Source organism: Acidovorax sp. Root402, from assembly GCF_001425125.1.
Lineage (GTDB): Bacteria > Pseudomonadota > Gammaproteobacteria > Burkholderiales > Burkholderiaceae_C > Acidovorax > Acidovorax delafieldii.
In genome coordinates this window covers 121587-142534 of sequence record NZ_LMDQ01000017.1, presented here as the reverse complement: position 1 = coordinate 142534, position 20948 = coordinate 121587, and the positions used below count along the sequence as shown (strand labels likewise).

At 67.3% G+C, this 20948-nt stretch carries 23 protein-coding genes; 10 read left to right on the top strand and 13 right to left on the bottom strand.

Annotated features, from left to right (window positions below; all coding sequences use genetic code 11):
• Positions 1-17 precede the first annotated feature (17 nt).
• The 6 genes from ASC83_RS20225 to ASC83_RS20200 form a co-directional block, all read right to left on the bottom strand.
• Positions 18-650 carry a CoxG family protein gene (locus tag ASC83_RS20225; protein WP_056066954.1) on the bottom strand — a complete coding sequence of 211 codons (633 nt, stop codon included), beginning with the start codon at positions 648-650 and terminating at the stop codon, positions 18-20.
• Positions 651-744: 94 nt separating this feature from the next.
• Complete coding sequence (locus tag ASC83_RS20220; RefSeq protein ID WP_056066951.1) at positions 745-1959, bottom strand: VWA domain-containing protein; 1215 nt, start codon at positions 1957-1959, stop codon at positions 745-747.
• Positions 1960-1969: 10 nt separating this feature from the next.
• Positions 1970-2896: a MoxR family ATPase gene (locus ASC83_RS20215; protein ID WP_056066946.1), complete on the bottom strand. Its 927-nt coding sequence runs from the start codon at positions 2894-2896 to the stop codon at positions 1970-1972.
• Between the two features lie 109 nt (positions 2897-3005).
• Positions 3006-3797 carry a xanthine dehydrogenase family protein subunit M gene (locus ASC83_RS20210; protein WP_056066943.1) on the bottom strand — a complete coding sequence of 264 codons (792 nt, stop codon included), beginning with the start codon at positions 3795-3797 and terminating at the stop codon, positions 3006-3008.
• Positions 3798-3808: 11 nt separating this feature from the next.
• Positions 3809-6196: a xanthine dehydrogenase family protein molybdopterin-binding subunit gene (locus ASC83_RS20205; RefSeq protein ID WP_056066937.1), complete on the bottom strand. Its 2388-nt coding sequence runs from the start codon at positions 6194-6196 to the stop codon at positions 3809-3811.
• 46 nt (positions 6197-6242) lie between these two features.
• Positions 6243-6713, bottom strand: a complete 471-nt coding sequence (locus tag ASC83_RS20200) for a (2Fe-2S)-binding protein (protein WP_056066935.1) — start codon at positions 6711-6713, stop codon at positions 6243-6245.
• A 490-nt stretch (positions 6714-7203) separates the two neighbouring features.
• Between ASC83_RS20200 and ASC83_RS20195 the strand changes: the two genes are divergently transcribed.
• Positions 7204-8352, top strand: coding sequence for a helix-turn-helix domain-containing protein (locus tag ASC83_RS20195; protein ID WP_156379574.1), 1149 nt, complete (start codon positions 7204-7206; stop codon positions 8350-8352).
• Between the two features lie 149 nt (positions 8353-8501).
• Here ASC83_RS20195 and ASC83_RS20190 read toward each other — a convergent pair whose 3' ends face one another.
• Entirely contained in the window at positions 8502-8948 is a 447-nt protein-coding gene (locus ASC83_RS20190) for a helix-turn-helix domain-containing protein (RefSeq protein WP_056066933.1), read from the bottom strand.
• Between the two features lie 116 nt (positions 8949-9064).
• Here ASC83_RS20190 and ASC83_RS20185 point away from each other — a divergent pair, with 116 nt between their 5' ends.
• Genes ASC83_RS20185 through ASC83_RS20175 form a run of 3 tightly spaced genes read left to right on the top strand, consistent with a single transcriptional unit; the run spans position 9065 to position 10413 of the window.
• Complete coding sequence (locus ASC83_RS20185) at positions 9065-9529, top strand: DUF2938 domain-containing protein (protein ID WP_082522545.1); 465 nt, start codon at positions 9065-9067, stop codon at positions 9527-9529.
• A gap of 48 nt (positions 9530-9577) precedes the next feature.
• The gene (locus ASC83_RS20180) at positions 9578-10186 is read left to right on the top strand and encodes a flavodoxin family protein (RefSeq protein ID WP_056066926.1); all 609 of its coding nucleotides are present in this window, start codon (positions 9578-9580) and stop codon (positions 10184-10186) included.
• Positions 10183-10413 carry a DUF2798 domain-containing protein gene (locus ASC83_RS20175; protein ID WP_056066924.1) on the top strand — a complete coding sequence of 77 codons (231 nt, stop codon included), beginning with the start codon at positions 10183-10185 and terminating at the stop codon, positions 10411-10413. Before ASC83_RS20180 ends, ASC83_RS20175 begins: the two co-directional genes overlap by 4 nt.
• A gap of 118 nt (positions 10414-10531) precedes the next feature.
• Here the strand turns inward: ASC83_RS20175 and arsB are convergent, their stop codons facing one another.
• The 4 genes from arsB to ASC83_RS20155 are packed head-to-tail and all read right to left on the bottom strand — an operon-like array spanning position 10532 to position 12972.
• Complete coding sequence (arsB, locus tag ASC83_RS20170; protein ID WP_082522539.1) at positions 10532-11596, bottom strand: ACR3 family arsenite efflux transporter; 1065 nt, start codon at positions 11594-11596, stop codon at positions 10532-10534.
• Entirely contained in the window at positions 11593-12099 is a 507-nt protein-coding gene (locus tag ASC83_RS20165; protein WP_056066917.1) for an arsenate reductase ArsC, read from the bottom strand. Before ASC83_RS20165 ends, arsB begins: the two co-directional genes overlap by 4 nt.
• Positions 12100-12108: 9 nt before the next feature.
• Entirely contained in the window at positions 12109-12612 is a 504-nt protein-coding gene (locus tag ASC83_RS20160) for an ArsI/CadI family heavy metal resistance metalloenzyme (RefSeq protein ID WP_056066914.1), read from the bottom strand.
• Positions 12613-12645: 33 nt separating this feature from the next.
• Positions 12646-12972: a helix-turn-helix transcriptional regulator gene (locus ASC83_RS20155; RefSeq protein WP_015015249.1), complete on the bottom strand. Its 327-nt coding sequence runs from the start codon at positions 12970-12972 to the stop codon at positions 12646-12648.
• A gap of 189 nt (positions 12973-13161) precedes the next feature.
• Between ASC83_RS20155 and ASC83_RS20150 the strand changes: the two genes are divergently transcribed.
• The 6 genes from ASC83_RS20150 to ASC83_RS20125 are packed head-to-tail and all read left to right on the top strand — an operon-like array spanning position 13162 to position 19117.
• The gene (locus ASC83_RS20150) at positions 13162-14859 is read left to right on the top strand and encodes an EAL domain-containing protein (protein WP_056066911.1); all 1698 of its coding nucleotides are present in this window, start codon (positions 13162-13164) and stop codon (positions 14857-14859) included.
• Between the two features lie 5 nt (positions 14860-14864).
• Positions 14865-15989, top strand: a complete 1125-nt coding sequence (locus tag ASC83_RS20145; RefSeq protein WP_056066908.1) for a saccharopine dehydrogenase NADP-binding domain-containing protein — start codon at positions 14865-14867, stop codon at positions 15987-15989.
• Positions 15990-15993: 4 nt separating this feature from the next.
• On the top strand, positions 15994-16518 hold the full coding sequence (locus ASC83_RS20140) for an SRPBCC family protein (RefSeq protein WP_056066905.1): 525 nt from the start codon (positions 15994-15996) through the stop codon (positions 16516-16518).
• Entirely contained in the window at positions 16515-16913 is a 399-nt protein-coding gene (locus ASC83_RS20135; RefSeq protein WP_056066902.1) for a DoxX-like family protein, read from the top strand. Before ASC83_RS20140 ends, ASC83_RS20135 begins: the two co-directional genes overlap by 4 nt.
• Positions 16910-17404 (top strand): DUF2269 domain-containing protein, encoded by a 495-nt coding sequence (locus tag ASC83_RS20130; protein WP_056066898.1) that lies wholly within the window; start codon positions 16910-16912, stop codon positions 17402-17404. The genes ASC83_RS20135 and ASC83_RS20130 overlap by 4 nt, the downstream gene beginning before the upstream one ends.
• 15 nt (positions 17405-17419) lie before the next feature.
• Positions 17420-19117, top strand: a complete 1698-nt coding sequence (locus ASC83_RS20125; protein WP_056066895.1) for an AarF/ABC1/UbiB kinase family protein — start codon at positions 17420-17422, stop codon at positions 19115-19117.
• A 100-nt stretch (positions 19118-19217) separates the two neighbouring features.
• Here ASC83_RS20125 and ASC83_RS20120 read toward each other — a convergent pair whose 3' ends face one another.
• Together ASC83_RS20120 and ASC83_RS20115 are read right to left on the bottom strand one after the other, a co-directional pair.
• Entirely contained in the window at positions 19218-20051 is an 834-nt protein-coding gene (locus tag ASC83_RS20120; protein WP_056066892.1) for a molybdate ABC transporter substrate-binding protein, read from the bottom strand.
• 9 nt (positions 20052-20060) lie between these two features.
• Entirely contained in the window at positions 20061-20897 is an 837-nt protein-coding gene (locus ASC83_RS20115; RefSeq protein WP_056066889.1) for a substrate-binding domain-containing protein, read from the bottom strand.
• Positions 20898-20948 lie beyond the last annotated feature (51 nt).

Below are 20948 nucleotides of genomic sequence, written 5' to 3'. Positions count from 1 at the left end.
TCCGGTACCCATAGCACTCAACCCCGATTGAACCACCAGGCCAGCAGTACGAGTGCCGCCACGCCAACACCCCACATCCACGCAGGGATACCGCCGCCCTGGGTGGCACTCCCTCCTTCCACGGCGCCTGGCTGGGTGACGGCATCGGCACTGGCTGCTGCATCTGCCGGGGGTGCTTCAGCGCGCGGAAAGCGGCGCTGCATCTCGTCGTCAAACCGCTTGAAGAAGTCCTCGGCCATGCTCTTGGCGGCGCCGTCGATGAGGCGCTGGCCCAGCTGGGCGATCTTGCCGCCCACTGAGGCATGCACGGTGTAATGCAGCTCGCAGCTGGCCTGCCCCGCCGCATCGGCAGGCAACGGCACCAACTTGACCTGGGCATTGCCGTTGCCAAAGCCCGCCACGCCGCCGGAGCCATCGAAGGCGATGTTGTAGCTCTCGGGCGGCACGATGTCGGACAGCGTGATCTTGCCGGCGAACTTGGCCGACACGGGCCCGATCTTGAGCGCCATGGCCACCGAATACTGGTTCTCGGCCGTGGGCTCGACCTTGTCGCAGCCGGGAATGCACAGCTTGAGCACCTCAGGGTCATTGAGCGCCTCCCAGGCCTGTTGCTGGCTGACGGCAAGGGTTCGGCTGGCTTGCATTTCCATGGTGGGTCCTCTCGGTCTTCAATGGGTGTGGATGTTGTGGGAATTCAATCGGTCCGCTGCATGGCTGGGCTCGATGCGGTGCGGTGCCGCGCCCTCATTGCCGCAACACGCTTGCCAGGCTGGCGGCCAGGTCCTTCAGGTGGCTCAGGTTGTGCACGGCCACCATGCCGTGGGCCTGGCGGTGCAGGGCCGACGCGCCGCGCGCCGTGGGGGCATACCCCTCGTAGCGCAGCAACGGGTTGAGCCACAGCAGGCGGCCACAGTGGCGACGCAGCCAGGCCAGCTCGCGCTCCAACACCTCGGGGGCGCCCGTGTCCAGCCCATCGCTGATCAGCAGCACCAGCGTGCGCCGCCCCACCAGGCGCCGCGCATGCTGCAGGCGCAATTGGCCCAGGCTGTCGCCCATGCGGGTGCCGCCCGCAAAGTCGGTGATGGCATGGCTGGCCGTCTCCAGCATGGCGTCGGTGTCGGCGAGGCGGAAGGCGGGCGTGAGGTCGGTCAAGCCAGTGCCAAAGGCAAACACGTCCCGGCGCACGGCAGCCCCGGTGTGGCGCGGCGCGGTGGCGGTGTGCAAGAAGGCCAGCAGTAAACGCGCGTAGCGCTCCATCGAGCCCGACACGTCCACCAGCACCAGCAGCGGCAGCGGTTGCTGGCGGCGCTGCAGCAAGGGGATGTGCAGCACCTCGCCCCCACTGCGCGCCGCATGGTGCATGGCGCCGGGCCAGTGCGGGCGGCTGCCGCGCACACCCGGCCGGGTGCGGCGGGCCGCAAAGCGCGGCAAAGGCAAAGGCACGTCGCGTGCCAGGCGCTCCACCAGGATGTATTCGCTGGCCGAGAGCTGGTTGAAGTCCGCCTGCCGCAGGCGCTGCAGGTCACTGGCCGTCATGGCGGCATCGAATTCGATCTTGTCCTCTTCGCGCGCGGGCGGTGCGTTGCGCGCGGCACGCACGGGCGCCAGTGCCTCGCTCACGCGCGGGCGGCGTTTGACGGGCTCGGCCTTGGACTCGGCGCTGGGCAGCATCTGTGCCAGCAGCTTTTGTGCGACGTTGGGGTTGCGAAAGTAGGCATCGAACAGCTCGCGGAACACCATGCGGTCTTGCTCGCGGCTGACCAGCACGGCCTCCAGCGCAGCACCGAAGTCCTCGCGCTGCAGGCCCACCAGCATCACCGCCTGCTGGGCCAGCGCCATGCGGGCCGCATCCACCCGCACGCCAGCGCGGCGCAGCGTGCGGCCAAAGCCGCTCAGGTTGTCGGCCAGCTTGCCGGTGCGGGCATCGCCGAGTTGGGAGAACATCGCGCCCTCGGCCATCGGGCGGTTCTCATGCATCGGCATCGGCGGGCTGCAGCAACTGCACCGCCATGTCGCGGGTGAGCGCCGCCACATCCTCGCGCTGCTTGAACAGGATGCCTGCGGTATCGGACACCACCTCGGGGTCCACCACGATGGTGTCGAGCGCCACCAGCGCCTTGGCCCATTCCACGCTCTCGGCAATGCCCGGCGCGCGCTGGAAGGCGTTGGCAAACGGCTGGCTGCGCAGCCGCCCCACGAACTCTGCCACCTGCACGGCCAGCGCCTCGCTGGCACCGGGCACCTGCGCGCGGACGATGGCCAGCTCGCGCTCGCGCTCGGGGTAGTCAAGCCAGTGGTACAGGCAGCGGCGCTTGACGGCGTCGTGCAGATCGCGCGTGCGGTTGCTGGTGAGCAGCGTGACCGGCGTGGCCGTGGCGCGCACCGTGCCGATCTCGGGGATGCTGACCTGGTACTCGCCCAGGTATTCGAGCAGGAAGGCCTCAAAGGGCTCGTCCGCGCGATCCACCTCATCGATCAGCAGCACGGCGCCCGGCGCTGGTGCCTGCAGCGCCTGCAGCAAGGGGCGGCGGATGAGGTAGCGGTCTTGGTAGACCTCACGCTCCACCTCCGCCATGTCGGCACTGCCCTGCCCTTCCGCTGCCCGCATGTGCAGCAGCTGGGCGGCGTAGTTCCACTCGTACAACGCCTCGCGCTGCTCCAGGCCGTCGTAGCACTGCAGGCGGATCAGGCTGCGCGACAGCACTTCCGAGAGGGCTTTGGCCAGCGCCGTCTTGCCCACGCCAGGCTCGCCCTCCAGCAACAAAGGCCGCTGCAGCCTGAGCGCCAGAAACACCGCCGTGGCCAGGCGACGGTCGGCAAAATAGCCCACGCTTTGCAGGGCCTGCACCAGGGCGTCGATGGAAGCCGGAACCGGCGCGGCGTTCAACGAGTTCATTGCTATCCAATTCATAGCTGCCAGCGCATATTCCTCTAGCGCTTGCGGCCAATTTCACTCAAAAACCCGCCACCGGGTGCCGCACCACGGTGGCGGGGTTGCCTTCACGTCATCCCAGCATCTGCTGCACAGCGCGCTGCGTTTGCACGCTGATGAGATTGGCGCGGTAGGCAGCGCTGGCGTGGATGTCGGCGTTCAGATCGCTCGCGTCGATCTTCACGCTGGCAGCCGACTGCGGGGTGAAGCTCTGGTTGAGCGCCGCCTCCAGCCCCGCATGGCGGAACACGCTGCTGGCCGCACCGGTCACGGCCACGCGCACGCCGCTGTCGGTCTGCGCCACAAACACCCCCACCAGCGAGAAGCGCGAAGCCGCCTGCTTGAACTTCATGTACGCAGCGCGTTTCGGGATCGGGAGGCGGATGGCGGTGATGATCTCGCCCTCATCCAGCGCCGTGGTGTACATGCCCACAAAGAAATCGTCGGCCTGGATCTCGCGGCGGTTGGTGATGACCGTGGCGCCCAGGCCCAGCACCGCACTGGGGTAGCAGGCGGCAGGGTCGTTGTTGGCCACCGAGCCGCCCAGCGTGCCGCGTGCACGCACCTGGCGGTCGCCAATGTGGGCGGCCAGGTCGGCCAGCGCAGGGATGGCGGATTTCACATCCGCACTGGATGCCACGTCGGCATGGCGCGTCATGGCACCGATGACCAGCGCGTTGCCCTCGCGGCGGATGCCCGCCAGTTCGGCAATGCTGTTCAGGTCCACGATCTTTTCAGGGTTGGCCAGGCGCAGCCGCATGGACGGCAGCAGGCTTTGCCCGCCCGCGAGCAGTTTGCCGCCCTGGGCGATGAGCTGCGCGGCAGCGGCGGTGGAGGAAGGCGCTTCAAACGTGAATGCGTACATGGTGGATCTCCTTATGCCTTGGCGTGTTGAATCGCTTCCCAGACGCGGTGCGGCGACGCGGGCATGTCGAAGTCCTTCACACCCAGGTGTCGCAGCGCATCCAGCACGGCGTTGATCACCGCCGGTGGCGAGCCAATGGCCCCGGCCTCGCCGCAGCCCTTGGTGCCCAGCGGGTTGTGGGTGCAGGGCGTGCACACATGGCCCAGTTTGAACTCGGGGAAGTCATCGGCACGTGGCATGGCGTAGTCCATGAAACTGCCGGTGAGCAGCTGGCCCGTTTCGCGGTCGTACACGCAGTTCTCCAGCAGCGCCTGGCCAATGCCCTGCACCAGTCCGCCATGCACCTGCCCTTCGACGATCATGGGGTTGATGATGGTGCCGAAGTCGTCCACCGCCGTGAACTTGTCCACCCGTGTGTGGCCGGTGGCGGGGTCCACCTCGACCTCGCAGATGTAAGTGCCTGCCGGGAAGGTGAAGTTGGTCGGGTCGTAGAACGCGGTTTCGTTCAGGCCCGGCTCCAGCACGTCCAGCGGGTAGTTGTGCGGCACATAGGCTGCCAGCGACACCTGGCCGAACGGGATCTTCTTGTCGGTGCCACGCACCGTGAATTCGCCATTCGCAAAGTCGATGTCGGCATCGCTCGCTTCCATCAGGTGCGCAGCAATCTTTTTGGCCTTGGCCTCGATCTTGTCCAGCGCCTTCATGATGGCCGCGCCGCCCACGCTGATGGAGCGTGAGCCATACGTGCCCATGCCGAACGGCACGCGGCCCGTATCGCCGTGCACGATGTCCACGTTCTCCACCGGGATGCCCAGGCGCGCGGCCACCACCTGCGCAAAGGTGGTCTCATGCCCCTGACCGTGGCTGTGCGAGCCGGTGAACACCGTCACGCTGCCGGTGGGGTGCACACGCACCTCGCCGCATTCGAACAGCCCTGCGCGTGCGCCCAGGGCGCCGGCGATGTTGGACGGCGCGATGCCGCAGGCCTCGATGTACGACGAATACCCAATGCCCCGCAGCAGCCCCTTGGCCGCGCTGGCGGCCTTGCGCTGCTCGAAGCCCGCCACGTCGGCCAGCTTGTTCGCCCCATCCATGCAGGCCTGGAAGTCGCCGGTGTCGTACTGCAGCGCCACCGGCGTCTGGTACGGAAAGGCCTTGATGAAGTTGCGGCGGCGGATCTCGTCCTGCGGCAGTCCCATCTCCCACGCGCAGCGGGTGACCAGGCGCTCCAGCAGGTAGGTGGCCTCAGGGCGGCCTGCGCCCCGGTAGGCGTCCACCGGTGCGGTGTTGGTGAACCACGAGTCCACCTCCACATACACCTGCGGCGTGCTGTACTGCCCCGCCAGCAGCGTGGCGTACAGGATGGTGGGCACCGCGCTGGCAAAGGTGCTGAGGTAGGCGCCCAGGTTGGCGTGGGTGTGCACACGCAGCGCCAGGAACTTGCCGTCCTTGTCCAACGCCATCTCGGCGTGGCTCACGTGGTCGCGACCGTGGGCGTCGCTCAAGAACGCCTCGCTGCGGTCGGCCACCCACTTGATGTTGCGGTTGAGCTTTTTGGACGCCCAGGTCAGGCACACGTCTTCGGCGTACAGATAGATCTTGGAGCCAAAGCCGCCACCCACATCGGGCGCAATCACGCGCACCTTGTGCTCGGGCAGGCCCATCACAAAGGCCGTCATCAGCAAGCGCTCGACGTGCGGGTTCTGGTTGCTGACGTACAGCGTGTATTCGTCGCTCGCCCGGTTGTAGCTACCGATGGCCGCACGGGGCTCCATGGCGTTGGGGATCAGGCGGTTGTTGATCAGATCGAGCTGGGTGACATGCGCTGCGTTGGCAAACGCGGCGTCCACGGCGCCCTTGTCGCCGATGGCCCACTTGAAGCAGTGGTTGTCAGGCGCGATGTCGTGCAGCGCCGCACCGGCCACGGCGCCCGATGCGGCGTCGGCCACATTCACCACGGCGGGCAGCACGTCGTAGTCCACCTCCACCAGCTCGGCCGCATCGCGTGCCTGCTGCTGGGTCAGCGCCACCACCATGGCCACGTGGTCGCCCACATAGCGCACCTTGCCCTGCGCCAGGATGGGGTGTGGCGGCTCCTTCATGGGCTGGCCGTCAGTGCTGGTGATAAGCCAGCCGCAGGGCAGGCCGTTGATGTTGTCGGCGGCCACGTCGGCACCGGTGAACACGCCCAGCACGCCGGGCGCGGCCTTGGCGGCAGTCACGTTGATGCTGTTGATCTTGGCGTGGGCGTGCGGTGAGCGCACGAACACCGCATGGCTCTGCGCGGCCAGCACCACGTCGTCGGTGTACTGGCCCGCGCCGGTCAGGAAGCGGTAGTCTTCCTTGCGCTTGAGCGATTCGCCGATGTGCGGCAGCTTGGAAAAGTCGGATGCACCCATGGTCTTGTCTCCTTGGATTGTTCTGGCGTGGGGACGGCGAGCGCGCTCAGGCGCCGGCCATGGCCTTCTGGCCGACCTGCACTGCGCGCACGATGTTCTGGTAGCCGGTGCAGCGGCAGATGTTGCCTTCGAGCAGCTCGCGGATCTCGCCTTCGCTGGCGTTCGGATGGTTCTTGCACAGGTCCACCGCACTCATCACCATGCCCGGCGTGCAGAAGCCGCACTGCAGGCCATGGCACTCCTTGAACGCAGCCTGCATGGGGTGCATGGTGCCGTCCGGGGTGGCCATGCCTTCAATGGTGGTCACCTCGGCCGCCTGGGCCTGCACCGCCAGCATCGCGCAGGATTTGACGGCCCGGCCGTTCACATGCACCGTACACGCCCCGCACTGGCTGGTGTCGCAACCCACGTGGGTGCCAGTGAGCAGCAGGTGCTCTCGCAGCGCATGGACAAGCAGGGTATTGGGGGGGACGTCAACACTGGCAGCGCGCCCGTTGACCGTGAACTGGACTTGCATCTGGCTGTCTCCTGGAGTGGTTTTGGCTGGATAGGAGCGCGCTCACGATCTCGCGGAGGGGATCAGGATCACGCTCATCGCTCGCGCATCTTCTGCCGCGCCCCACGCCCCATCCCTAGGGACAACCCTAGATTTCTGGGGCCCCTGGCTGGATATTCTCAAAATGAAACATGCTGCAATGCACACTAGTCCACTGAATCCGGGAAATCGGGGGTGCGCCAGGGCTGCGGCGGGATGCGCGGCAAGGCGCCTGGCGCAGCCAAGGCTGGCTGCCTTGGCAAGTCAGGCAACGCCGCCGGGTACCCGCCGCAGCCCTGGCCCGCAGGGTGAGGGTCTGGCAAGGCCGCACTCGTTGTTGCCGTGCTCGCCGGGTGTACAACACGGCTGCGCCCGGCGCCTAGATTGCGGCCTTGCCAGACCCTCACGCACCCCCGATTTCCCGGATTCAGTGGACTACCGCATCATGCGGACCTCCAGGAGCCTGTTCACCATGCTGATCTCCGCGCCCCACCCCGCTGCTGACCGCCACGCGCTGATTGCGCAGGCGCGCCAGAGCCTGCTGTCCGACGGTGCAGCGCCCGTGCGCGCCGAGGTGGAGCCGTGGATTGCACGGTCCTGGCAACGCTGCCTGGCGCGGGGCCTGGAGCCCACACGGCGCGTGGCGTTTGACGCCGTCAGCGCGACGGCGCTGCGCCACAGCCAGGAGCAGCACCACCACCTGCTGCGCGCGGCCCGGCCGGTGCTGGAGCAGTTGACCCGGGCCATTGCGGGCATGCGCTACTTCGCCATGCTGACCGACGCACGCGGCATCGTGGTCGATGTGCAAGGCCATTGCGACCGGAGCGACCCGCGCGCCAGCGCCATTGGCCGCGTGGGCATTGATTTATCGGAAGCAGCCGTGGGCACCACCGCCATCGGCGCCGCGCTGGAAGAGCTGCAGCCTGTGTGGCTGCACCGGGGCGAGCATTTTTTTGACGACAACGCCAGCTACAGCTGCGCCGGAGCGCCGCTGTTCGACCCCCAGGGCCGCTGCATGGGCATGCTGGACCTGACGGGTGTGGATGTGCCCGAACGGCCCGAGCTGCGCCACCTGGTGGCCCGGTCGGCCCGCGCCATGGAAGACGCACTGCTGCTGCAACTGCCCCATGCCCTGCTGCTGCGTGTGAACTGGCCAGGCTGCCCGCTGGGCGGCGAAGGCGACGGCCTGCTGACGCTGGACGCCGATGGCTGCGTGGTGGGTGCCAACAGCATGGCCCGCCAGCTGGTGCCGCAGCCCCTGCGCGCCCCCGGCCTGCCCGGTGCCCGCACCCACTGCAGCGACCTGCTGGCCATGCCCTGGACCATGCTGTTCGACGCGGCCCGCCAGCAGCGCCGGGAGCCGCTGGATTTGCCGCTGTGGTCGGGCCTGCGGCTGCACGCGCTGGCGCAGCTACCTGCGCACGCCCGCACCGTGGGCGACACCCACACGGCGGCGGTGCCAGGCATTGCGTCGGCGCCTGCCCCGCTGCGCGAGGCCGAAGTCGCGATGATCCGCCGCGCGGTGCAGGAAGCGCGCGGCAACGTGGCCGAGGCGGCGCGCGCGCTGGGCATCAGCCGCGCCACGGTGTACCGCAAGCTGGGCGCCCCCAAAGGCGGGTGACGGGCCCGCGCCGCTGCCCACACCGCCGTACAGGCGCCCGGCGACTCCATTTCAAGCCTTATCGGCCGATAGCGCTAGTGCAATATGCCTGAATAGCTATCAAATATATAGCGATCAAATCACCCACAAACCAGGGTGCGTTGGGCCGCTCAGGCACGCGGCCGGCGCAGCCCCACCACCGGCTGCGCGCTGCGCCGCTGCTGACGCTCCAGCGCTCCATCGGCGGCGGCTTTCAACAGCCGCTGGAAGGACGGGCACTGGGCATGGCTCTCGGCCGGGCAGGCGGCTGCATGCCGCAGGCCGTTGCTCATGGCCTTGAGGCGCTTGACCATGGTGTCGAGTTCGTCGGCCTTGGCTGATAGCAGCTGCCGGTCGATGTTCGGCTCGCCGCTGGGCAAGAACATCGACCGGATGTCGTCCAGCGAGAACCCGGCCGACTGCCCCAGCGCAATCAACGCCAGCTGGTCCATCACGCCGGGCGCAAACCGGCGGCGCTCGCCGGGTTGCCCCACCGACTGGATCAAGCCCTTCTCTTCGTAATACCGCAGCGTGGACGCCCGCAGCCCGGAGCGTTTGGCGACTTCGGCAATGTCCATGAAAAAACCTCTTGACCTCAAGTTGACTTGAACTTCTATATTCCGTGCAAAACCTTCTTTCGTCAACTTTCCGAGGTGTTTTGATGACTCTCTCACTGCAAGACATTCCCCTCGCCATGCTTCTGGGCATCGGCGCCACCGCCGTCATGGATGCCTGGCTGTTGCTGCTCAAAAGGCTGGGGGTGCCCACGCTCAACTTCGCTTTCCTCGGCCGCTGGGTAGGCCACCTGGTGCGCGGGCAAGTCGCCCACGCGGCCATCGCCAAGGCGGCCCCGGTCCGGGGCGAACTGGCCTGGGGCTGGCTCACGCACTACGCCGTGGGCGTGGCCTTTGCCGGGGTGCTGCTGTCCCTGCAGGGCGCTGCCTGGGTCCACAGCCCCACCCTGTGGCCCGCGCTGGCCGTGGGCATGGGCACAGTGGCGGCACCGCTGCTGGTGATGCAGCCCGCCATGGGCTCGGGCTTTGCGGCATCGCGCACACCCACGCCGCTCAAGAACTGCCTGCGCAGCTTGGCCAACCACACCGTGTTTGGCCTGGGCCTGTATCTCTCCGCGCTGGTCATCGCACTGATTTCACGCTGACCTGCCCCGCGCCTCCCCCCCCGAAATCACTCCCAAGGAACCCACACCATGCAACACATTGCCATCGTTTATCACAGCGCCCACGGCCACACCGCACACATTGCCCACCACGTGATGGACGGCGCACGCTCCGTGCCGGGCGTCCTCGCCGAACTGGTCCGGGCCGAAGACCTGGCGCAGGCGCCCGACCGCCTGCTGAGCTACGACGGTGTCATCCTGGGTTCGCCCACCTATCTGGGCGGGGTTTCCGGGCCGTTCAAGACCTTCATGGATGCCACGGGACGCCTGTGGAAGACGCAGCAGCTCAAGAATAAGCTGGCGGCGGGCTTTACCGTGTCGTCGCTGCCCGCGGGCGACAAGCAGTCCACGCTGATGTCGATGTGGGTGTTTGCCATGCAGCACGGCATGGTGTGGGTGGGCAACCCCATCCTGCCCGAGCAACACGCCGGGGTGCCGTACGACGAGGCGGCCAACCGCCTCGGCTCCTGGTCGGGCCTGATGGCGCAGGCGGGCCACGGGGCGGCCGCCGATGCCTTTGTGCCCGGCGACACCAAGACCGCCCGCATGTTCGGCCAGCACTTTGCCGAGACGCTGCAACGCTTGGGCAGTGTTGGCGGTGCAGCCGCACGCCAGCCTGGCGAAGAGGTGACGGCATGATCCCCGCCCGCTATGGCCCGGTGCTATTCAGCCTGATCTTGTCGGGCGTGATGTCGCTGCTGGTGTCGGGCATCTCTACCTTTCGCGCGCTGCAGCCGCAGCAGGACTTTGTGAGCCTCTGGGCGGGCGCATGGTTGACCGGGTGGCTGTTCGCCTTTCCGGCGGTGATGCTGGCTGCGCCACTGGCCCGCAAGGCGGTGGCGCTGCTCACCACCGCCAAGGGCTGAGCACCTGCGAGCGGCTGACGAAACTCAGCGAAGCGGCCCTGGCTAGGCGTTTCGCCGCAGGCAGTACAAGCACTACGACAAGGCGAGACAACGACGCCAGGGGAGTTTTGTCAGTCGCTCACGCCCGCTCGTACCAGCCCTTGCTGCGGTTGACGATGTGCACCACCAGCAGCATCACCGGCACCTCGATCAGCACGCCCACCACGGTGGCCAGCGCGGCGCCGGAGTGAAAGCCGAACAGGCTGATGGCGGCGGCCACCGCCAGCTCGAAAAAGTTGGAGGCGCCGATCAGTGCCGATGGGCAGGCCACGCTGTGCTTCTCCCCCACCGCGCGGTTGAGCCAGTAGGCCAGCCCCGCGTTGAAAAACACCTGGATCAGGATGGGCACGGCCAGCAGCGCAATCACCAGTGGCTGCTGCAGGATGGCCTGGCCCTGGAACGCAAACAGCAGCACCAGCGTGGCCAGCAATGCGGCGATGGACCAGGGCCCCATGCGCGCCATGACGGCATCGAACACCGCCTGCCCTTGGGCCAGCAGCGACCGGCGCAGCCACTGGGCCAGCACCACCGGGATCACGATGTAGAGCACCACCGAGGTCAGCAGGGTGTCCCATGGCACGGTGATGGCCGAGATGCCCAGCAAGAACGCCACCAGCGGCGCAAACGCGACCACCATGATGCTGTCGTTCAGCGCCACCTGCGACAGCGTGAAGAGCGGGTCGCCGCCCGTGAGGCGGCTCCACACGAACACCATGGCCGTGCAGGGGGCCGCTGCCAGCAGGATGAGGCCTGCAATGTAGCTGTCCAGCTGGTCGGCTGGCAGGTAGGGCGCGAACCAGTGGCGGATGAATAGCCAGCCCAGCAGCGCCATCGAAAACGGCTTGACCAGCCAGTTCACCACCAGCGTCACGCCGATGCCCCGGGCGTGCTTGCGCACCTCGCCCAACGCGCCAAAGTCCACCTTCACCAGCATGGGGATGACCATCACCCAGATCAGCAGGCCCACGGGCAAGTTGACCTTGGCGATCTCCATGCGCCCGACGGCCTGAAACACTGAGGGGAAGAATTGCCCGAGCGCAATGCCCACCACGATGCACAACAGCACCCACACGGTGAGGTAGCGCTCGAACACGCTCATGGGGGCCGGGACGGCGGCTCCGGCTGGGTTGCACTGCACCGTCATGGCGTGGCGGCGGCACGCGACAGCTCGCGCGCGGTGTGCTGCAGCAGGGTCTTTTCGAGCTTGTCGGCAGGCAGGTTGATGAGCAGCTCCAGCCGCTGGTGGATGGCGTGCAAGGTCTTGCGGAAAGCCTCGCGCTTTTCATCGTCCGTGCCGTCCCCTGCGGACGGGTCGGCGTAACCCCAGTGCGCAGTGGCGGGGTGGCCGGGCCAGATGGGGCAGACTTCGCCGGCCGCGTTGTCGCAGACGGTGATGATGAGGTCCATCACGGGTGCTCCCTGGGCGGCAAACTCGTCCCAGCTTTTGCTGCGCAGGCCTTCGGTCGAGATGCCCGCGGCACGCAGCACCTCCAGGCCCAGCGGGTTGGGTTGCTGGTTGTCGCGCGGGCTGCTGCCCGCCGAGTACGCGTGGAACCGGCCCGGTGCCATGTCGTTGAGCAAGGCCTCGGCTAGGATGCTGCGGGCCGAGTTGTGGGTGCAAAGAAAAAGAACGTTCAAAGCGGTCATGCGGCGCTCTCAGCAGCAGCTGGTTTTGGCGGTTGTGGCCGTGGCCGGGCCGCAGCACGCCGCCCGAGGGGCCGCAGGTGCAGGGGCTGCCACCGCCGCTGGCGCGCAGCAGGCGCCCGCTGATGAAGACGGTGTGGCTTCGTTGAAGACGGGGATGTCGCCCAGGGTGTGAAAGTGCTCCCATGCAATGCCCTGCGGGTCTGTCACCCAGTGCTTTTCGCTGCGGGCGTAGCAGCAGGTGGTGTTGCCCTCGTCGAGCAAGGCCATGTCGGCGGCCTCGGCGCGCGCCTTCAGTTCGGCCAGCTCCTGAGCGTCGTCGGTCTGCATGCCAAAGTGGTCCAGGCCTGGCTTGGCGCCGCGCGTGGAGATGGCGAAATTGACGCGCGGGTCCTCCAGCATCCACTTGGCATAGTCCACCTCTACCCGCGCGGGGGCGGCGGCAAACAGCTTGGAATAGAAGGCGATGCTCTGTGCCAGATCATCGACATGCACATGGGCGTGGAAGCGTTTCATGGGGTTCTCCTCGGGGGTAGTGGACAGAGACGGTCAACAATGGCAGGACGCGGCCGCGTCGGCAGGCGCGCAGCCCTGGCCTTCGCAGCAGTTTTCAGTGAGGTAGGCCAGCAGCGCATTCATGGTGTCGAACGCGGCGCGGTAGATCAGGTTGCGGCCCTGTCGCTCCTGGCTGATGAGCCCGGCATGCGACAGCTCCTTGAGGTGAAAGGACAGGGTGTTGGGCGCCACCTCCAGCTGGGCGGCCAGGTCGCCGGGGGTCAACCCCGCAGGGCCCGCCACCACCAGCGCACGGAAGACCCGCAGGCGGACCTCCTGGGCCAGGGCGGCGAGGGCACGGACAACATCGGTTTCTTGCATGGATCGATAATACAACGATTGTTGAATTATTGGAAATGGCATCCAAAAAATCGCTGGAAACCCACGCCGTTCCCGGATGGCAGCCAATCGCCCGGGAGCACGCACCCGCCACAGGCTGTTACGCGTTGGCCCCGCCCCACGGTCGTATGATGACCCGCATACAAAAAAGGGCGGGAGCACGTGGACGATATGGTTTCAATCTGGCATGGCGCCATGCAGGTGTTTGTGGTGGGGTTTCCGCCACTGCTGCAAAGCCTGCTGTTCTGGGTGTTTGCGGCACTCGTCGTGCACGTGTGCCAGCAGTTGGTGGAGCACACTGCGTATTCGGTGGACCCGTCCAGCCGCCGCATCAGCGCATCCCACGCATCGCTGTGCATTGGCTCCATCGTGTGGGCGCTGGATGTGGTGGGCCTGTTCCTGTACAACGAGCTTTCGCACCATGTGCTAGAGCTGGTGCCCGCGCTCAGCGGCCTGGTCATCATGGTGGTGAGTGCGCGGCTCACCATCCCCACCCTCAGCACCGGCGCCAGCAAGCGCCGCATTGCGCTGGCCAGCTTGTGGCTGGCGATGGGCACGCTGGCAGGGCACTTCACCATCACCAGCAGCCACGTGCAGAGTTTCGGGCAGATCAACCTGCCGGCCACTGTGCTGTCGCTGGGCATTGCCACCGGCATTTCGTGCTATTGCGCCATCCGCCATCGCGCTGCCAAGCTGAGCGTGCTCACCCCCCGCTATCGGGCCCAGAACTGGGCAGACAAGCTGCTGTGCGGCGGCGCGATACTGGTACTGCACTGGCTGTTGGTCAACACCTTTCCCATGCACCAGGGCAACCACGATGCGGCGTCCGATGGCGCTGCCTTGCTCGTTGTGATGCTGGTGTTTGCGATGGCGGTGGCCATGGAGCATCTGAGCAACCTGCGCTCGGACGCGGGGCGCCAGCAGCTGCTGCGGCGCGGGTTGTCGATGATGCGCACCTCGGCACTGGCCCACAACGCCCACACCGACATTCAGCAGTCGCTGATTGCCGACCACCTGGACCGTCTGCTGCATCCCGACAACCTGGCCCTGCATTTCCAGCCCATCATCCACACCCAGCGCACCGGGGTACAGCTGGAGGCGCTGCTGCGCCTGACCGACACCACCCTGGGCCGCATCAACCCCGAAACCTTCTTGCTGGTGTGCGAGCTGCAGGGCAAGACGGCGGAGGTGGACCGCATGATTGTGTGCAACGCACTCGATCATCTGTGCAACTGGCGAGCGCAGGGGATGGATGCAGTGTCGATCAGCGTCAATGTGGCACCGGTCACGCTGATGCACGAGAGCTTTGCGCCCTGGCTGGGCCTGCAGCTGGCCCAGCGCGGCCTGCCCCCGCGCATCCTGAAGCTCGAAATGACCGAGCATGCCGTGATTGCGCTGGGCCCCCAGATGGTGGCGGCCATCAGCGCGCTGAGCGCCCTGGGTGTGGCCGTTTTGATGGACGACTTTGGCGCCGGGTATTCGTCCCTGGGCATGCTGGCCGAGCTGCCGATTGCGGGCATCAAATGCGACCGCCTGTTCGTACGCCAGCTGCCACACGACCGCCGCCGCCAGAAGCTGCTTCGGCACATCAGCTCCCTGGCGCGGGACCTGGGTCTTTCAGTGGTGGTTGAAGGCGTGGAGACGCCCGAAGAGCTGCGGGCCCTCGCGGCCGCCGGGCTGCACCACATCCAGGGCTACCTGTTCAGCCGCCCCATTGCAGCGCCTGACGTGCCCAACTGGCACCGAACGCAACTGCAGTCGCAGCGTGCCGCATTGCAAGCACTGCTGCACACGCCGGGCAGTGGCCGGGACAGCGATACCTCTTTTGTGCCCACGCAGCCCAGCACGCCTTGGGCCTCGGGGGCATGACCCCCATGGCTGCACTGAAAACCCTGGTCCTGGGCGGCTACGGCAATTTTGGGGCGCGCATCTGTCGCGCCCTGGTGGGCGATGAGGCCACACGCCACCACATTGCCCTGCTGGTGGCGGGCCGGGATGCCTCGCAAGCGAAGGCCCTGGCCGCCACGCTGGGCCACGGTGCACAGGGCGTGGCGCTGGACCACCAGGCGCCGGGCCTGGCCGCCACCTTGCGCGAGTGGGGCGTGGGTCTGGTGATCCACACGGCGGGCCCTTTTCAGGCGCAAGCCTACAACGTGGCCCAGGCGGCGGCCGAGGCGGGGGCACACTACATCGACCTGGCCGACGGTCGCCGGTTTGTGTGCGACTTTCCCGCCGCCATGCACGCTGCATTCACTGCTGCCGGGCGCACAGCCGTCGCGGGTGCCAGCACGGTGCCCGCGCTGTCCTCCGCCGTCATCGACCACCTGTGCGCGGGCTGGCGGCACATCAACAGCATCGACATCTGCATTGCCCCTGCGCAACGGGCGCCCCGGGGCCAGGCCACGCTGGCAGCGGTGCTGAGCTACTGCGGCCTGCCCATTGACGTGTGGGATGGCGGCCAGTGGCAGCCGCACAGCGGCTGGGCTCGGCCCAGCCCCGTCCAGTTCCAGCGGCTGCGCCCTCGCCTCGGGGCGGTCTGCGACATCCCGGACCTGGAGATCTTTCCCGCCCATTACCAGGCCCGCGACCGTGTCACCTTTCGCGCGGCCCTGGAGGTAGGCCTGGCGCAAAGAGCCTTCGCCACCCTGGCCGCGCTGCGCCGTTGGGGCGTGCTGCCCCACCCCGAAAAGCTGGCCTGGCTGATGCACCATGCGGGCGGTGCGCTGGACTTTCTGGGCACGCCGCTGGGCGGCATGGTGGTGCGTGTGGCGGGTGCGGATGCGCAAGGCCAGCCCCGGCGCCGCGCATGGCACATTGCGGCAGACCACGACCATGGCCCAGAGATCCCCTGCATGGCCGCCATTCTGCTGGCCCGCCAGCTGGCTGTTGGTCAACCCTTGCCCGCAGGCGCACACACCAGCACCAGTCTGCTGCCCCTGGAGGCCTTTGCCCCCGAGTTTGAGAAGTGGGGCATGGTGACGGATGTGGTGGAGGAATGAGCCCATGGCCCACCGGAAATTGACCTTCCCCATGCCAGCGCGGGCCGATGTTGTGTTCGATGCCTTCCACTATCACGAGTGGCGGTGTCAGTGGGACTCGCTGGTGCGCCGCACCAGCGTGGAAAGCGGTGCGCCCTGCCCCAGTGTGGGCGCCACCACCGAGAACCTGGGCGCCGGTGCATTGCGGGCGCTGTCCATGCGCACGCAGTTCGTCAGCTATGACCGCCCTGTGGTCGCGGCTGCGGCCATGGTGGGCCGGTCGTTTCCCTTCACCCAGTGGGCCGCCTCCATGCGCCACCAAGAGCAAGGCCCCCACCAGTCCCTGCTGATCTACACCTACACCTTTCAAGTCGGCCCTGCAGCCTTGCGGACGGTGATGGAGCCTGTGGTGGACTGGGTCTTTGTCCGCAAGACGCGCCAGCGGTTCCAGCGCCTGGCGCAGTTCCTGGCGATCCGTGCTGCGGACATTGCAGACTGGCAACAGACGCAGAGCGTCGCGAAATCCGCAGCGCAGAAGGTCACCCCATGAACCGCGCGTCGGTTCAGCTGCTGCGCGCCAGCCTCGTGGTCGTCTGGTTGGCCACCGCCGTGGTCAGCGTGTGGGAGCTGCACGGCCAAAGCCGCGAGTTGCTGGCAGGGCTGCCCACAGCCTGGGCCGGGGGCCACGCCCCCTGGCTGCCCACCGCCATCATCCTGGCCGGGGCGGCTGCCGATGCGGTGCTGGGGCTGTGGCTGGCGCTCCGCCCCGGCCGCAAGGCGTATGGAGCGGCCCTGATGGTGATGCTGGCCATGACACTGCTGGCCACAGCCATACACCCTGCATGGTGGCTGCACCCCTTCGGACCTCTGACCAAAAACCTGCCGATTGCCGCCATCCTGTGGGTGCTGCTGCAAGACGAGGCCACTTCATTGCAAAAGCCATGAGCCTGTACCTCACCCTCAAATGGCTGCACATCATCTCCAGCGTGCTGCTGGTGGGCACCGGGCTGGGCTCGGCGTTCTACATGTTCTTTACCAACCGCAGCGGCAATGTGCAGGCGCAGGCGGTGGTCACGCGCCTGGTGGTGCGGGCGGACTGGTGGTTCACCACGCCCACGGTGTTCCTCCAGCCCGCCACGGGGCTCGCCATGGCTGCGATGGCAGGCCTGCCCTGGAGCACACCGTGGCTCGCGGTGTCTATGGCGCTGTACCTGGTGGCCGGTGCCTGCTGGCTGCCCGTGGTGTGGCTGCAGTTGCGCATGCGCGACATGGCGATAAAGGCGGCAGATGCGGCGCAGTCCGCACAAGGCGATGGCGTGCTGCCCCCGCTGTACTGGCGCTATGCCCGCTGGTGGGAGGCGCTGGGCTACCCGGCCTTTGTGGCCATGGCCGTGGTGTTCTACCTGATGGTGAACAAACCCGCCTTGACCTTCTGAACCTATCATCGCCCCATGCTGATCGAGACCCTGGACACCGCCCGCGACCTGGGGCGCCTGAAAGAAATCCTGGGCGTGATGGTGCGCCACGGGTTTGGCGACACCGTGCGCCGCCTGGGCCTGACCGACCGGCTGGAGCGCGCGGGCCAGGCGCTGAACTGGACCCACGCCGCCGACCTGGCCCGCGTGGAGCCCCCCGTGCAGGTGCGGCTGGCACTCGAAGAGCTGGGCCCCGCGTTCGTCAAGTTTGGTCAGATCCTTGCGGGCCGGGCTGACCTGTTTGGCCCGGAGTGGATTGCAGAATTCGAGAAGCTGCACAGCCAGGTGCCCGCCGTGCCCATCGATGCCCTGCGCCCGCAACTGCGCGAAGACCTGGGCGCCGATCCCGAAGCCGTCTTTGCCTGGTTTGACACGACACCGCTGGCCGCCGCATCGATTGCGCAAGTGCACCGCGCGCGTCTGCAGGACGGCAGCGAAGTCATCGTCAAGATCCGCCGCCCCGGCATTGCGGACACCATCCAGGCCGACCTGCGCCTGCTGCAGCGCCTGGCCACGCTGGCCGAGGCAGAGCTGCCCGCGCTCAAGCCGTACCGGCCCCAGCAACTGGTGCGCGAGTTCGCGCGCTCATTGCGCCGCGAGCTGGACCTGGCCGGCGAATGCCGCCAGGCCGAACGCATTGCCACCAACATGGCCGCACTACCCCACATCGTGATCCCGCGCGTGCACTGGGCCTACACGCGTGAGCGCATCAACGTGCAGGACTTCATCGACGGCACACCCGGCGGCGCTCTCGCGGCGCTGACGGCCGAGGCAGGCTTTGACCGCACCGTGCTGGCGCAACGCGGCGCGCAGGCGGTGCTGCAGATGATCGTCAAGGACGGCGTTTTCCACGCCGACCCGCACCCGGGCAACGTGTTCTACCTGCCGGGCAACCGCATTGCCTTCATCGACTTTGGCATGGTGGGCCGCCTGTCGCAGCGCCGGCGCGACGAGCTGCTGCAGCTGCTGCTGGGCCTGGTGGAGCACCAGCCCCAGGCCGTGGCCGATGTGCTGCTGGACTGGACGGGCGACGCGCAGGGCTTGAACCTGGGCCAGCTCGAAACCGAGATCGAGGCCTTTGTGGACCAGTACCACGGCGTGCCCCTGGCGCAGCTGAGCCTGGGACAGATGCTGGCCGACGTGACGGCCATCCTGCGTGAACACCACCTGGGTCTGCCGTCCGATCTGGCGCTGCTGATCAAGGCCTTCATCTCGCTCGAAGGCATGGGCCGCAACCTCGACCCGGACTTCCACATGGCGACCGAAGCCCTGCCGCTGCTCAAGCAGGTGGTGCGCGCACGCTACGAGCCCAAGGTGCTGGCCGGGCGGGCCTGGAGCACCTTGCGGCGCGCGCTGGCCACGGTGGAGCAGTTGCCGGACGACATCGGGCGGCTGCTGCGCAACGCGCGGCGCGGGCACCTGCAGGTGGGCATCGATCTGGCGCACCTCAAGCGTGTGGGCGACCAGATCGACCGGTCAGCCAACCGTTTGGCAATGGCGCTGGTGATTGCGGCGCTGATCATCGGCTCGTCCATCGTGATGACCGTGAAAGGCGGGCCCACGCTGTTCGGCCTGCCAGCGTTTGGCTTCCTCGGTTTCTTTGGTGCGGTGGTGTGTGGCCTGTGGCTGGTGCGGGCCATCTGGCGCAGCAGCCACCACCGCGATGATGACTGAACGCTGCATACAACTGGTTTAAAAAGCACACGCCGCGCTACCCCACCAGGCAGACAGACGCGGCGCGTGCGCACACTCGCAGCCAGACGGCCGCCCGCGTTCAGGGCAGCCCAAACCCCAACCGTTGCAATACCGCCTGAGCAGGCGGTTGGCGCAGCGCACTGGCAAATGCCTGGGCCGCAGCGGGCGCATCTGAACGCACAGTCAGGCCGTAGGCGGCGCCTACTTGCAGTGCGACTGGCAGCTGCACCACGCGCAGGCGCGGCACCTCGGCCTGGGCGGCCACTGCGTTGGTGCAGTAGGTCAAAAACACATCGGCCTGGCGCTGGTCCATCACCCAGGCATAGGTGCCCCGGCCCGCAGGCGGCTTGGGCGAATCCGCACCGCCGGTGAGCTTCAGGGCCTTGGCGTCCAGCTGGGCATACGCACCCGGCTGAACCTTGTCGGCCTGGCGGAACAGCGCCCACGCGTAGTCGCCCGACGGGTCGGCCTGGGGTGTGGAGGTGCCCATGCGCACGTCACTGCGCAGCAAGGTGGCCAGCAAGGTGTCGGGGGTGGCGCTGATCTGTTCGCTGGTCAGCGCACACAGCGCGTTGCGCGTGAACACCACGGGCGCCTGCCAGCCGCCCCGGGCCGCCAGGTGCTGCGGGTGGTCGGTGTCGGCCGAGGCAAAAACCTGTGCGGGCTCGCCCTTTTCGATACGCTCGCGCAGCAGGCCCGAGGCGCCAAAGGTCAGCGCCACCTTCTGGCCCGTGCGGGCCTCGTGGTCGCGCGCGATCTCGGTGAACGCTTCGCGCAGGCTGCCAGCGGCATACACCTGCACGGGGGCAGCGTCAGCCATGGGCGCCTGGGCGGGCGCGGCCGCACAACCGGCCAGGGCCCAGGCCAGCCCGGCGGCTGCAGCGGCCACCGCCGCGGGTGAACGGTTTGCCATGGGGAGTGCTCACTGCGCCGCGTTCGGGAAGAACAGCTGCTCGCCACCAATCTTGTAGCCCGCAATCGCCTGCTGGCCGGCGGGAGACACCACCCAGTCCACAAACTTCTGCGCGTCCTGCGACTTCACATGCGGGTGCTTGGCGGGGTTCACCACCATCACGCCGTATTGGTTGAAGAGCTTGGTGTCGCCCTCGACCAGAACGGCCAGGTCCGCGCGGTTCTTGAAGTTGAGCCAGGTGCCACGGTCGGCCAGCACATAGGCGCCGCTTGACGCCGCGATGTTGAGCGCTGGCCCCATGCCGCAGCCACATTCCTTGTAGCCGCTGCCTTTTGATGTATTTGCAGCCTCGGCACCGGCCAGCTTCCAGTAGCGCAGCTCGGCCGCGTGGGTGCCGCTCTTGTCGCCGCGCGAGATGAAGTTGCCGTGGGTGGCCGCCAACTTCTGCAGCGCCTGCACGATGTCCTTGCCTTTGGTGCCGGCCGGGTCGTTCTTGGGGCCGATGAGGATGAAGTCGTTGTACATCACGGGGTAGCGCTTCACGCCCCAGCCATCGGCCACAAACTTTTCTTCGGCCACCTGGTCGTGCACGAACAGCACGTCCGCGTCGCCCCGGCGTGCCATATCGAGCGCCTGCCCCGTGCCCAGCGCCACCACCTTGATGTCCAGGCTGCTGGCCTTCTTGAACTCGGGCAGCAGGTAGCCAAACAGGCCCGACTGCTCAGTGGAGGTAGTAGAGGCCATGGTGATGCTCTGCGCAAACGCAGAACCCGACGCTACTAAAACAATAGCTGCCAGCGCTTTGGACACTAGCGCCCCCGCGCGAAAAGGCTTGAAATTTTTCATCGCCGGGCCGCCCCAAGATGAAAAGGCCCCCTTAGGGGGCAGCGACCACAC

Coding starts and splice junctions, on each gene's coding strand:
- ASC83_RS20195 (WP_156379574.1), top strand. CDS start 7,204: ATGCTGATCTCCGCGCCCCACCCCGCTGCTGACCGCCACGCGCTGATT.
- ASC83_RS20180 (WP_056066926.1), top strand. CDS start 9,578: ATGCAACACATTGCCATCGTTTATCACAGCGCCCACGGCCACACCGCA.
- ASC83_RS20160 (WP_056066914.1), bottom strand. CDS start 12,612: ATGAAACGCTTCCACGCCCATGTGCATGTCGATGATCTGGCACAGAGC.
- ASC83_RS20185 (WP_082522545.1), top strand. CDS start 9,065: ATGCTTCTGGGCATCGGCGCCACCGCCGTCATGGATGCCTGGCTGTTG.
- arsB (WP_082522539.1), bottom strand. CDS start 11,596: ATGACGGTGCAGTGCAACCCAGCCGGAGCCGCCGTCCCGGCCCCCATG.
- ASC83_RS20140 (WP_056066905.1), top strand. CDS start 15,994: ATGGCCCACCGGAAATTGACCTTCCCCATGCCAGCGCGGGCCGATGTT.
- ASC83_RS20225 (WP_056066954.1), bottom strand. CDS start 650: ATGGAAATGCAAGCCAGCCGAACCCTTGCCGTCAGCCAGCAACAGGCC.
- ASC83_RS20220 (WP_056066951.1), bottom strand. CDS start 1,959: ATGGCCGAGGGCGCGATGTTCTCCCAACTCGGCGATGCCCGCACCGGC.
- ASC83_RS20115 (WP_056066889.1), bottom strand. CDS start 20,897: ATGAAAAATTTCAAGCCTTTTCGCGCGGGGGCGCTAGTGTCCAAAGCG.
- ASC83_RS20125 (WP_056066895.1), top strand. CDS start 17,420: ATGCTGATCGAGACCCTGGACACCGCCCGCGACCTGGGGCGCCTGAAA.
- ASC83_RS20190 (WP_056066933.1), bottom strand. CDS start 8,948: ATGGACATTGCCGAAGTCGCCAAACGCTCCGGGCTGCGGGCGTCCACG.
- ASC83_RS20145 (WP_056066908.1), top strand. CDS start 14,865: ATGGCTGCACTGAAAACCCTGGTCCTGGGCGGCTACGGCAATTTTGGG.
- ASC83_RS20165 (WP_056066917.1), bottom strand. CDS start 12,099: ATGACCGCTTTGAACGTTCTTTTTCTTTGCACCCACAACTCGGCCCGC.
- ASC83_RS20210 (WP_056066943.1), bottom strand. CDS start 3,797: ATGTACGCATTCACGTTTGAAGCGCCTTCCTCCACCGCCGCTGCCGCG.
- ASC83_RS20120 (WP_056066892.1), bottom strand. CDS start 20,051: ATGGCAAACCGTTCACCCGCGGCGGTGGCCGCTGCAGCCGCCGGGCTG.
- ASC83_RS20130 (WP_056066898.1), top strand. CDS start 16,910: ATGAGCCTGTACCTCACCCTCAAATGGCTGCACATCATCTCCAGCGTG.
- ASC83_RS20215 (WP_056066946.1), bottom strand. CDS start 2,896: ATGAACTCGTTGAACGCCGCGCCGGTTCCGGCTTCCATCGACGCCCTG.
- ASC83_RS20135 (WP_056066902.1), top strand. CDS start 16,515: ATGAACCGCGCGTCGGTTCAGCTGCTGCGCGCCAGCCTCGTGGTCGTC.
- ASC83_RS20200 (WP_056066935.1), bottom strand. CDS start 6,713: ATGCAAGTCCAGTTCACGGTCAACGGGCGCGCTGCCAGTGTTGACGTC.
- ASC83_RS20155 (WP_015015249.1), bottom strand. CDS start 12,972: ATGCAAGAAACCGATGTTGTCCGTGCCCTCGCCGCCCTGGCCCAGGAG.
- ASC83_RS20205 (WP_056066937.1), bottom strand. CDS start 6,196: ATGGGTGCATCCGACTTTTCCAAGCTGCCGCACATCGGCGAATCGCTC.
- ASC83_RS20175 (WP_056066924.1), top strand. CDS start 10,183: ATGATCCCCGCCCGCTATGGCCCGGTGCTATTCAGCCTGATCTTGTCG.
- ASC83_RS20150 (WP_056066911.1), top strand. CDS start 13,162: ATGGTTTCAATCTGGCATGGCGCCATGCAGGTGTTTGTGGTGGGGTTT.